The organism is Pseudoalteromonas sp. Z9A6, assembly GCF_011378805.1.
Classification (GTDB): Bacteria; Pseudomonadota; Gammaproteobacteria; order Enterobacterales; family Alteromonadaceae; genus Pseudoalteromonas; species Pseudoalteromonas distincta.
This window is the reverse complement of record NZ_WTKZ01000043.1, coordinates 23,596-35,496: the sequence shown is the minus strand read 5'-3', so window position 1 is coordinate 35,496 and position 11,901 is coordinate 23,596. Positions and strand designations below refer to the sequence as shown.

Genomic DNA, 11,901 nt, shown 5'->3' with positions numbered 1-11,901 from the left:
GTTTTCTTAATAATACTGAAATGACACAGATTTCTAAACACTACCACTTAATGCGAACATTATCCCAATCAAGAAACACCTGCACCCTTTTAATTATTGTATCAATCGGTTCTCCTGATTCATAAGCAGTCGCACATAACCCAAGACTATGCCCATTATTTGAATCTTCATAGCTTGATATGACACCTTCAATCAGCTCTCTTGAGTTTTTAACACTCTCCTCAATTAAACCTCTTATCTGAATATGAACATAATTAATCGATTCAACATACTTTCTTGTTGTACTAATCAACTCAACATTACCATTCATCTCATTTACGACTGCTTTTTTAAAAGCTTTATCATTTTCAAGTTCACTTTTATGCGAGAAAATTTTAGTACCGCATTCCATTAAGCGATTTTCTTCAGGAGGTAACCAACGAGAACCATGCTTTGTAGCATGTACGGCTAGACCTCTATGTTGCACATAATTACGAAGTGCTTCCATAAACCTATATTCAAAATTTTCATCGTATTCTTTAGAAAAGAAGGCTTTAACTTTACTAGAAGAATCAGGTACGCAGATCTTAGTATGCTGTTGAATTTGATCAATATATAATTTCGTTGATGTTAATAAGTTTACAATTCGCTTATTACAGGCCAATCTAATATCGAAAAACCCAGAATATTCCGAGGAGCTATAAAGAATATCTTCCGCTGTCACATTAAGAACTTCTTTTTCAAGGTCTAAATAATTACCGATTAACAACTCATATTTTTCTTCAATCGCCATTGCAGCAGATAATTGATTAAGCGCGGTCACAATAGAGTTAAACTTTTCTTCGTCTATTTCTAAAACAGGAGATCGACCTGCGGCATTAATTGTTAAACGATATTTCAAGTAACACACCTTTTTGCTTATAGCGCCTTACTGAGCGGCGCGAAAATAATTTCGAGGAACGAAGCTAGCCAACTATTTAGCGTTCGTTTGAGTATTAGCCTGGATATATAGAGTTAAACTCTTTTTTACTAATGTTTTCTCTCTTTTTTTCAAATGCTTCTTGTTCTTCTCTTTTAAATTTTTTCATTTCTTCATCAAATTTTGCTGAATTAATACGTAAGTTCCACATGTGACCAACTGCGACAGTAGTTGCTATTACAATTGTAGCTCCTGCCCATGCAGCTTTATTTTCAGCAACTATAACCAGCACTTTATAAATAGGTTCAAATTCAGAGTACTGAATACCAAATTGTAAAAGCAATGTATAAAGAAACATAAACAAACCAATTAAAAATAAACCTAATATCGAAAACATGCCTAAGTAGTACATAATCGAAGAACTAAAAACCCACGTATTTCTAACTACAGTTGGTATGGAAATTAATAACAGAAGAAACCTATGCCCAATCTCTAGAACAACTTCATTGTATTTATCAGGTAAAAAAGGCCTTAATAGATAAGAAATAATCCATACAATGAAACAGGTACTAAATAAAAATATAATATTATCGAAAGACACAGTAATTCCCTATACGCATAACGAGGTTGTAGAATAACTCCAACAGCCAAATTCAATTAAAAATGAGTTCCTGTAATTAACTCTAAGTGTTTTTAAAGCATTAGGAAATGCATTTGGAACCTATAAAACAAGCTGTTTTTCTTAAAAAAGAGTAATTCTACAGCCTCAACGCCCGCTTAAGCGGACAGAATTGTTGGTTATAACCTTGTGAGGAACGAACGATAGACAACTGTTTTTGTTCCGTTTAAAGTGCTTGTTAAGTGTTTTTGACACCATCACGTTTTTCTACTGCCTTTAGCGCTCCAGCAGGAAGAACATTATACAAATCGGCTATTTTTTTAGGTTGAGAGATCCTCACTTCTACAATGAAGTTAATCATTTCAAATAGGCTATGTGCAATATCTGGTTTATCGCTTATTTCTATTTCCCCTGGATGCACGGCATTATTCCCAACAACTCGACAATAATCTAATGCTTGCTGTACTTCCACGGGCAATCCTTTTGATACCAACGAGCCTATATCTTCGTTAATATTTTTACCTTTTTCACCTAACTCAGATAATAGCTTTTGAATAGCGAGTCTTAAAAGAGCTGCAGATGCTCGCGGCGACCTAGCAACAATATCTCTAGCCTCATTGTAATCATCTATACATGAATCAGGTAAATCTAAGTGAGGCGGTGGGACAGGAGCAGACGAAGGTACAATCATAATTTCGTTATACCAAAAACACTCCTTGTTACAGTGAGAACAAGTACTGCAAGTAAAGTCTGTTCCTAGAGCTCGATTGTATTTATGGTTATACAAACTTGACCAATGTTGTTTTGCATAAACACTACAATGCAAACAATGGAACTGTTCTTGCTCGTAGGTTGGGGGATAATACTTGCTCATTTACAACTCCATTGTTGAGAAACACTTAACACTTTAGTATTTATGCAATACGCAGTTTGTGTTGCATAATCGCTTGTTGGACTGAGGCGCTACCTGCTCGGTGTGTTCGCGTTGGTATTGTTTATGCTATGGGAATTTGCTTTTTATGGCCTAACGATATCTAGCCAATTTCATTGACGTGTATATCGTATCTAAGCTATCCCTGCGTTACTCAGCGTTTATTATGTCTCTATTAAACCTAATATTTAACAGCTAAGCAATGATATTTTTCACTCGCATAGCCGCTACTAGCCTTAGCAATTCAGCAGGTTAACTCATTGATTCTATTCAGCAGGCTCGCCCGCTAACTCGTTCGCTCTGTTGTAAGGATTGCTGTTTCCGACGCTGATATACCAATAAATCGTAAGATGCCAACCTTGTAAATCATTTAACAGCCAGTAAAAAATGGCTGCGATAACGTAAGCAACCGCTTTAAGTACGCTTATTTGTGTAGGCGTATTATAAAAGTTGGTTTAAGGATGGTTGAGGCTGTAAAAACGAGGTCATTAATTATTTACTAAACGCATCTACCTACTTTTAAAACAGGGCAGACGAGTTTAAGTATACTGATACCAATCGACTTAAATATTTAGCTTTTCTAGCGTGCTAAATACAGCGTTAACGGCGTTATAAATTTCTCATGTAGAACAACTACATGTCGAAATTTATGCCTTGTTATCACTTTATTTATCCGTCGCTATAAATGTCTAATAACTTAACACGATTGGTATTATTTGGCTTTTTTAGCCTCTAGAGTTTCTATTTCACTCCAGATTTTTTCTGCTTCTGCACTTAACATAGCGAAGCTTTTAATGTCGCCTTTTCTTTGTGCCTGCATGCCTTGCTCTAGTTTTACGTCGTATTCTTTACGCAGTTTTTTTACGGGATCAGGCTTTAAAAATGAAAACATTAGCATTCTCTTAATTTATTAAATTATATGTAGTTAGTGTACGCATTAATGGGCTTAATAGTTCTTTGTTTGGTGAAAATGTTTACTTTGCGCTTTTAAAGCGCAGAGTAAACAGGGTGTAATTATTAACGTACTGTGTGCTAGTTCTGGTTCTAATGCTTACGTTTCTGGCTCTAGGCGTTTAATACCTTGCCCATCAATACCTAAATAAATAAAACCATCACTGCCTTGGGCTAAGCTGCGTACTCTGCCAATTCCATCGAGTATTTTATATTGCTTAACAACCTTACCTTTTGAGAGCTCTAGTGCGCTAATGAATGCAAATTTCATTGATGCTAGTAATCGCTTACCTTTAAGCTTTGGGTATTTATCACTCGTTACATACAACATATCGGAAGGGGCAATTGAAGGGGTCCAATGTAATACGGGCGATTGCATGCCGTCTTTTTCTTTAAGGTCGGTAAACTTGGTACCGCTGTAGTTAACGCCATAGCTTACTAAAGGCCATCCGTAGTTAGCGCCTTTTTTTATTATATTAAGTTCATCGCCGCCGCGTGGTCCGTGCTCGTGAGACCATAAAATATTGTTTTGATTATTAAACCACATGCCTTGTGGGTTACGATGTCCATAAGACCATGCTGCATGTTTTGCATCTTTTTGTTTAACAAACGGATTATCACTTGGGATATTACCATTTTCGTGTAAGCGATAAATTTTACCGCCATCACGAGTGAGATCTTGCGGGTTTATGTCGCGCGAGCCGCGATCGCCAATTGAAAAATAAACATAACCTTCATCATCAAACACAATACGGCTGCCGTAGTGCTGGCCTTTGGTACTATTATGCTCGCCTTTGTATAGCAATTGCTGATCAGACAACTGCGTATGATCGCTATTTAGCTTGGCGCGCATTAAGGCGGTGTTACTTCCGCTTCCTTTGCCTTCACTACTTGAGTAACTAAAGTACAGCCATTGGTTTTGCTTACTATCGGTGTGTAGTGCTAAATCAAGCAATCCACCTTGGCCATTAGCGTCAATGTCAGGAAGCCCAGAGACCTTAGTTAATTTAGTGGTATTTTTAGGTAATAAAAATAACGCTCCACTGCGCTCAGATATCAATAAATCACCATTAGCTAAAGGCTCAATAGCCCATGGTATAACCACACCTTCTGCCGCTGTTACTGCGTTAACGCTAAGCGATAAAGTATCGAGCTGTTTATAGTTTTTTACGTAATCGCTTTTTGCATGCGCGGGTGCGTTAGTAGCAAATATAGCAACGGCTAAGCCCGTATTTATTAGTTTATGGAGTGTGTTATGTGACATTAAATTTATCATTATGGCTTCCAAAATTAATCCAATCTTACATAACCTTATCATGGCATAAATAAATTTGTTAAGTGTTGAGTTGAATGAAAAATGCACACTTACATATTTTAAAATTATCTCCTAACAGAAATTGTTTAAGCAAATTGCGCTAATAAAAATTGAATAATTACTCTATTGGGGTTGAAAACTTAAAATTTGAGCGTACACGTGTAAGTTCAAAGTAATTAAGATTTGATAGAGATTTAACCATGATGACTCAAGTATTAAACCAATTTTCAAAATGGTTTTTACACCATCAAAGTTTTGCAGGCTACATAGAGCCCGTAATGCAGGTGTTTAAACCTACGTGGCGTGCAGGGCAGTTTAGGGCGCAAGTAGTTAGTACAGCTGTGCTTGATGGCGGTTTTGTAAGTGTGCTACTTAAGCCAAGCAAACAATGGCAGGCGCATACGTCAGGGCAGCATATAAGTTTAACGGTTGAAATTAATGGGCGATTATTAACACGCGTTTTTACCGTGGCTTCAAGCGCTCAGCAATTTAAAAATACAGGTTTAGTGCGCTTACTAATCAAAACAAATGCGCAAGGGCGCTTTACTGGCTTACTCAGCAGCGCATTAAAAGCGGGTTTGTGGTGTAATATTTCTGCGCCAAGTGGCGACTTTGTATTCAAAAATACACACACGCCAGTCACTTTTATTGCAGGCGGCTCGGGTATAACACCTATGCTTGATAATTACTTAAGCCAAACTACGCAAAAAGTGTCGTTGGTGTATTACGCAAAAGCCACTGAGCATCAATGTGTTGATGAGCTAAGTGAGTTGGCAGCGCAATTTGAGCATTTTTCGTTTTTATTATTAACGCGTGAGCAATCAAGCGATATAACCAGCAATATTAAGCCGTGGGAAAACCCAGATATTTACTGCTGTGGCCCTGCAGCATTTATGCAAACGGTGAGCGATTTTGCTAAAACGCATAAGCTAAATTACTACCAAGAAGCCTTTGGTTTAGCGTTGCCTAGCTTAAACGACGACAGCCAATTTAATGTAAAAATTAACGCCAGTGCCCATGTTATATCGGGCAACGATGTTTTACTGACTCAGTTTGAAGAAAAAAAGCTACCCGTTAAACGCGGTTGCGGTATTGGTATTTGCCATCAATGCCAATGTATTAAAAAGTCAGGCGTGGTACGTAATTTAAAAACAGGTGAATTGAGTGACAACGGCGAGCAATTAATACAACTTTGCGTAAGCCAACCTGTTAGTGATTTGGAGTTACAATTATGAAAAACATTAACTACGACATGCTCGCAAACGAGCTAGATGCCATTAAAATGGACACCCTTGGCAAAGTTGGCCAACAAGATGCTGACTATATTCGCTCTGTTGTACGCAAACAGCGAGTGTGTGAATGGAGCGGGCGAATTTTGCTAATGCTTGGTTTTATTCAGCCATTATTATGGGTTGCAGGCGTGTTGTTATTAGCACTTGCTAAAATTTTAGACAATATGGAAATTGGCCACAATGTAATGCATGGTCAATACGATTGGATGAACGACAAGCAACTTAACTCACAGCATTATGAATGGGACATAGCGTGCGATGGACAAAGTTGGCACCGCGTTCATAACTTTGAGCACCATACTTATACTAATATTATTGGTAAAGACAGAGACTTTGGTTATGGCTTGTTGCGTTTAAGCGATGATTTTAAGTGGCGCTTTAAAAATGTATGGCAGTTTTTTACGTATATTAATTTAAGTGTGTTATTTCAGTGGGGTGTGTCGTATCACGAGCTAGCTGCAGAGCGTGTTTTTATTGGTAAAAGAAAGAAAACCGCGAAGGGCTTGTATCACACTCTACATTAAAGCAACGCTTTTTTAGTAAAGGCGCTCGCCAGTTAATTAAAGATTATGCGATATTTCCGTTACTTGCAGGGCCTTTATTTTTATGGGTATTTGCGGGTAATTTAGTGGCAAACTTAATCCGTAATTTATGGACGTCGACCATAATATTTTGTGGTCACTTTACTGAAGAAACGCAAACTTTTAAGCAAGAAGACTGCGTAAACGAAACGCAAGGGCAGTGGTATTATCGCCAAGTACTGGGCTCGTCTAATATTAAAGGGTCGCATTGGTTTCATGTTTTAACGGGGCATTTGAGCTGCCAAATAGAGCATCACTTATTTCCTGATATGCCGTCTTCGCGCTATCAAGAAGTTGCACCTCAAGTACAAGCCGTTTTGAAAAAACACGGTATTGATTACCATACAGGTAACTTTTTTAAACAGTATACCTCAGTGTTAAAACGTATTATTAGATATTCGTTCAAGTAAATTATTTACCTTTAAGAATTGGCTAGTGTAACTGCATTAGCCGATTTTTTTGTTTATAGCACCCCGTGCGGTTAATTAGTAAACAGCACTTGCAAAAATTTCTCATAGTAAATTAAAAAAGCCTTACTTTAGCTATGGTTAAATAGCGTGTGATTGTCATACAATGGAGGAAAATAGACCACACAAGAGAGATTAAAATGGCCGCATTTGGTACCGTGTTTATGCCGCAGATGATTCAAGCTCGTTTTTCTGATAATAAATGGAGCGAAAGCTCAATTGTCCCTTCCGATAACCTTGAACTTCATGCTGGTGCGCACGTTCTTCATTATTCAAGTACATGTTTTGAAGGCTTAAAAGCCTTTCGCCATGAAGATGGTTCTGTTTATCTTTTTAGAATGGATGCAAACATTGCACGCATGCAACAAAGCTCAGCGCTATTAAGCTTACCGAGTTTTGACAGCGATATGCTAAAAACGATGATTATCGATATTATGCGCGAATACGCAGATGAAACGCCTTTACCGCCGGGCTCTATGTATATTCGCCCAACGCACATTGGTACTGAGGCGGCAATTGGTAAAGCAGCAGCGCCATCAATGAGCTCGCTTTTGTACACGTTACTATCGCCAGTAGGTGATTACTTTGCCGGTGGTGCAACTGCACTGCGCGTGCTGCTTGAAGAAGATGGCATGCGCTGCGCCCCGCACATGGGAATGGTAAAAAGTGGTGGTAACTACGCCAGTGCTCTAGCACCTATTAGTGCTGCACGAACTAAGTATCAGGCAGACCAAATTTTATTTTGCCCAGGTGGCGACGTACAAGAAACCGGTGCTGCTAACTTTATACTTATTGATGGCAACGAAATTATTACTAAAGCGCTCGATAGCACGTTTTTACATGGTGTAACGCGTAATAGTATTTTAACCATAGCCAAAGATTTAGGTATGACGGTAAGCGAGCGTAACTTTAGCGTTACTGAGTTATTAGAGCGTGCTGCTAAACCAGGTACTGAAGCGGCGCTTTCGGGCACTGCAGCTGTACTAACTGCTGTGGGTACGTTTATTCATAACGACAAAGAATACAAAGTAGGTACTGGCGAGCCAGGCCCAACTACTGCGCGCCTTCGCCAAGCATTGAACGATATTCAATGGGGTAAAAGTGAAGACAAACACGGCTGGTTAACTAAAATCTAATTATAGATTTATCAGCAACTCGCATTAAAAAGCCACCCAATCGGTGGCTTTTGTGTGTTTGGTTACTTTAAGCTTTGCTTATTAGAACTTCATTTCTATTTTACCGTACACGTAGCGTCCGTTAAATCCATACGGCGAGAAGCTAGAGTAAGCAAATAAACGTGAGAAGGTGGTTACATCGTCAACATTTTCACGGGTTGCATCTGGATAAACATCAAAAATGTTATTAGCCCCTAAGCTCAGCGATAAGTTTTCGCTAAGCGAGTAGGCGACATCCAAGTCGGTTATCCATTTAGGCTTAAGCACTTCGTTACGTTCTGGGATATCTGAAGGGTCTTGAGTTTCGCCGTAACGTGTTGTTCTAAGCGTGGTACGTATGTCGTCGTTAGTCCATGTTGCGCTTAAGTTGTACTTATTACGCGGTGTGCTTACTTCAAAACGACGTAGCTCAGTGCCTGAGAACAAGTTGTCTTGATCAAACCCTGCACCTTGAAGCTCTGCTGGTGGGTCGATAATATTTGTTACTTCATTTTTACCGTAGTTGTAACCTAGGTTAAAGGCTAAATCGCCATAACCATCAGTTGCTACATTATATGAGGCAACCACATCCACACCACGGGTCTTACTGTCAATTGCATTTAAGAAGAAACGACCTTGGTTAGCGCCTGTGCCTTGAAGTAAATCGGCAATAGCATCGCCCGATAAGTTGTTTGATAACACAATGCGGTCATCAATTAATATTTGGTAGTAATCAACCGATAAGCTGAAATTAAAGTCGGTAGACCATGTAAAACCAACGCCGTAGTTAGTAGCTTCTTCAGCATCAAGACCAGGTGAGCCCAGTGCTTTTGCTACATCGCTGCTTGGTGCGAACGTACCTGTTTCGGTTGGTTCGCCATCAACAAATACAGTGGCCACTGAGGTAAAGTATTGTTGCTGCAAAGAGGGTGCTCTAAAGCCAGTTGATACAGAGGCGCGCAGCGCTAAGTCTTCAGTTAATGAATAACGAGTCGCAACTTTACCGTTAAGTGTATCGCCAAAGTCTGAGTAATCTTCATAACGGGCGGCAACCGCTAAATTCCAATCGTCGGTTAGGTAGGTTTCAAGGTCTATATACAAGCTCACGTTATGGCGGCTATTGTCGCCCTCAGACTCGGGTGTAAACCCTGGGAATACTTGTGCGCCCGCTGCGCCAAATGGGCCATCAACTGGGTCGGTTACTTCGCCGCCTGGGCCAAATGACCCTTGTGCATATGAAGCTTCTTCGCCTGCATCTATTTGGTATCCTTCGCGGCGATACTCAGCACCTACAGCTACACTTACCGAGCTTTCTAAAAAGCTGACGTCTACTTCGCGGCTAAAATCAACGTTTAAAGTAAGTTGATCGTAGGTAAGTGTTCCTGCATCAAAGCTTGTTTGGCTAGTCGGGCCGTATGAGGTATTCAAGCTATTTATTACACCAAACTCAAATGCATCTTGACCATATACGGCCGATACATCGTAATTCCATTCACTTACAAAACCTTTAGCGCCAAGTGCCAGTGAAAAGTCATCTATGTCTGAGGTGATAACAGGCAAAAAGCCATCAGGATAAACTTCTTCTATATTACGGCTATCGCTTGCACGGCGATAAAAACCGCCGCCTTCGCCTTCGCGTTTGCTGTAAGAGCCAAACGAATATAAATCTACTTCGTTTGTTAATTGATACCCCGCGTTATAAAACACTGAAAAGTCTTCTACATCGCCATTACCAAAGTTATGGTTATATCGATTTACGGTAAGTTCACGTGGGTCGAGAGAGCCATCATCTAATCGTGCGTAGTTTTCACGGTTATCGTAGTCAGAGCGGTTAGTTGAATGGCGGTCGCGGTATTCTGTTGAAATGTTTAAAAAGCCATTATCGCCAAGTTCAAAACCCATATTACCTTGCAGCGTTAGTGTTTGGCCGTCTGTTAAAGAGCGATCGCCCCCTTCGGTAAAGGCTAAATTACCATCACTGCCTTCAGATACAGACTCAAGCTGTGGTACACCGTCCATTTCGGTTACGTTAGCACCATATATAGCCGCCACTGAGCCACCGCTGCTGGCACTTTTAAGCACAATATTAATAACACCGGCTATAGCATCAGAGCCATATTGGGCTGCTGCACCATCACGTAATACTTCAATGCGGTCGATAGCATTTGCTGGAATAGCATTTAAATCAACTGATGATGAACCACGACCCGTTGAGCCATTTAAGTTAAGTAATGCATTGCTATGGCGACGCTTACCATTAACAAGCACTAAAGTGTGATCAGGTGCTAAACCACGAAGTTGAGCAGGGCGAACATGGTCGCTGCCATCAGTAAGTGATGCTTGCGGAAAGTTAAAGCTAGGTAATAAACTGCTGAGCAGGGCATTCGTTTCAGTAAAGCCTGAATTTTTAAGTGCATCTGCACCAATTATATCGATGGGTACTGCGCTGTCTTCTACTGTACGGCCTAATCGGCGAGAGCCAATTACGCTTATTTGTTCGATGTTTTCTTCTGCTTTGGTTTCTTGCTCTACAGCATTTACTGAGAGCGAACCAACTAGTGCAGCTGATGCGCTCATTGCGAGTAATATTTGTGGTACTGATTGCTGTAATTTAAATAACGGTTTTCTATTCATGCTGTATTTCCCCATACCCATTGAATTATTTTATTTTTGTACAAAAAGATTAATACCAACCCGCAATAATACTTAATCATTTTTAGGGGCTAAACGTGCCGTTACCTGCGTTAAAAAATTCTCATTTAGAGCAACTAAATAGCGAATTTTTTGCCTAGCTATCAACACGTTTTTCCGTCCTCAAAATAGATCACTTAATTAAGCGGATTGGTATAAACTTTTTTGTTACCTTGAACATATACTTAATTAACAAAGCCAGTCAATTGAATAACATTCAATTAATTTAGGTGTTTTTATAATTACATTTGATTGTTTTTTATAATCGCCATTGTTTTAGTTATATAGGAAGGTAATTGCTAAGTAATTGATGGATAATGAATTATATTTAAAAATTAAGTTTAACATTTAATTAACTGGTAAGATGAGCTTGGCGGGTATGACTAATTACAAGTAAGAAGCCATTTTTATTGGGCTGGCAATAAACAACTGTTGAGCTATAAATATTTTTAAAAATATAAAATAAAAATACACCCATTAAATGTTAACTAAATTAACATTTGACGAGTGGTTTATAAATTATGTACTACTTAATCGAACCTATACTTTAAAGCATGAAGCAATTTTGTTTTTATAAGTAATTGGTATAAAAAAGAGTGCTAAAAATAGTGTTAAAATTTAATTTTTCCAATAAGCATATCTTTAAATATTACCCAATCTCCCCACAAACTGTAAAAAGGGTGTTTAAAAGTAGCTGGGCGGTTTTTTTCAAAAAAGAAATGCCCGATCCACGCAAACCCATATCCAATAACAGGTAATAGCCACAATAAACTGTAGTGTTGTTTTAATAATGCTATTGCGATTACAGCAAGAACAAGTGTACTTCCTACAAAATGTAAGCGACGGCAAGTCACGTTGCGGTGCTCTTTTAAATAATAAGGATAGAAGGCTTTAAAGCTTTTAAATGTGGGGTTTGTACTTTGCATTGTGTGCTCTTTTATTGTTTTTTATTTTATGAGGGTCGTGCTATTAAAGCGTAAGTTTACATTTGTTTACAGCGAT

At 39.0% G+C, this 11,901-nt stretch carries 9 protein-coding genes and 1 pseudogene; 3 read left to right on the top strand and 7 right to left on the bottom strand.

Features of this window, described 5'->3' with window-relative positions:
- Window positions 1–40: 40 nt before the first annotated feature.
- From GQR53_RS14975 to GQR53_RS14955, 5 genes are all read right to left on the bottom strand, one after another.
- The gene (locus GQR53_RS14975) at window positions 41–880 is read right to left on the bottom strand and encodes a hypothetical protein (protein ID WP_165744365.1); all 840 of its coding nucleotides are present in this window, start codon (window positions 878–880) and stop codon (window positions 41–43) included.
- A gap of 94 nt (window positions 881–974) precedes the next feature.
- Window positions 975–1,499, bottom strand: coding sequence for a hypothetical protein (locus GQR53_RS14970; RefSeq protein ID WP_165744364.1), 525 nt, complete (start codon window positions 1,497–1,499; stop codon window positions 975–977).
- Window positions 1,500–1,755: 256 nt separating this feature from the next.
- Window positions 1,756–2,391, bottom strand: coding sequence for a DUF4145 domain-containing protein (locus tag GQR53_RS14965; protein WP_165744363.1), 636 nt, complete (start codon window positions 2,389–2,391; stop codon window positions 1,756–1,758).
- Window positions 2,392–3,160: 769 nt separating this feature from the next.
- Window positions 3,161–3,340, bottom strand: coding sequence for a DUF6435 family protein (locus tag GQR53_RS14960; RefSeq protein WP_007375469.1), 180 nt, complete (start codon window positions 3,338–3,340; stop codon window positions 3,161–3,163).
- Window positions 3,341–3,499: 159 nt separating this feature from the next.
- Window positions 3,500–4,675: a PQQ-dependent sugar dehydrogenase gene (locus GQR53_RS14955; RefSeq protein WP_165744362.1), complete on the bottom strand. Its 1,176-nt coding sequence runs from the start codon at window positions 4,673–4,675 to the stop codon at window positions 3,500–3,502.
- Between the two features lie 239 nt (window positions 4,676–4,914).
- Between GQR53_RS14955 and GQR53_RS14950 the strand changes: the two genes are divergently transcribed.
- The 3 genes and pseudogenes from GQR53_RS14950 (at window position 4,915) to GQR53_RS14940 (ending at window position 8,190) form a co-directional block, all read left to right on the top strand.
- A complete protein-coding gene (locus GQR53_RS14950) occupies window positions 4,915–5,949 on the top strand; it encodes an iron-sulfur cluster-binding domain-containing protein (protein WP_165744361.1) in 1,035 nt (344 codons plus the stop codon).
- Window positions 5,946–6,997, top strand: a pseudogene (locus tag GQR53_RS14945) (acyl-CoA desaturase). Before GQR53_RS14950 ends, GQR53_RS14945 begins: the two are co-directional and overlap by 4 nt.
- 191 nt (window positions 6,998–7,188) lie before the next feature.
- Complete coding sequence (locus GQR53_RS14940; RefSeq protein ID WP_346774396.1) at window positions 7,189–8,190, top strand: branched-chain amino acid aminotransferase; 1,002 nt, start codon at window positions 7,189–7,191, stop codon at window positions 8,188–8,190.
- An 81-nt stretch (window positions 8,191–8,271) separates the two neighbouring features.
- On the opposite strand, the gene GQR53_RS14935 is transcribed toward GQR53_RS14940, so the two are convergent.
- Complete coding sequence (locus tag GQR53_RS14935) at window positions 8,272–10,842, bottom strand: TonB-dependent receptor (protein WP_165744359.1); 2,571 nt, start codon at window positions 10,840–10,842, stop codon at window positions 8,272–8,274.
- Between the two features lie 668 nt (window positions 10,843–11,510).
- A complete protein-coding gene (locus GQR53_RS14930) occupies window positions 11,511–11,825 on the bottom strand; it encodes a DUF962 domain-containing protein (RefSeq protein WP_165744358.1) in 315 nt (104 codons plus the stop codon).
- Window positions 11,826–11,901: the final 76 nt, after the last annotated feature.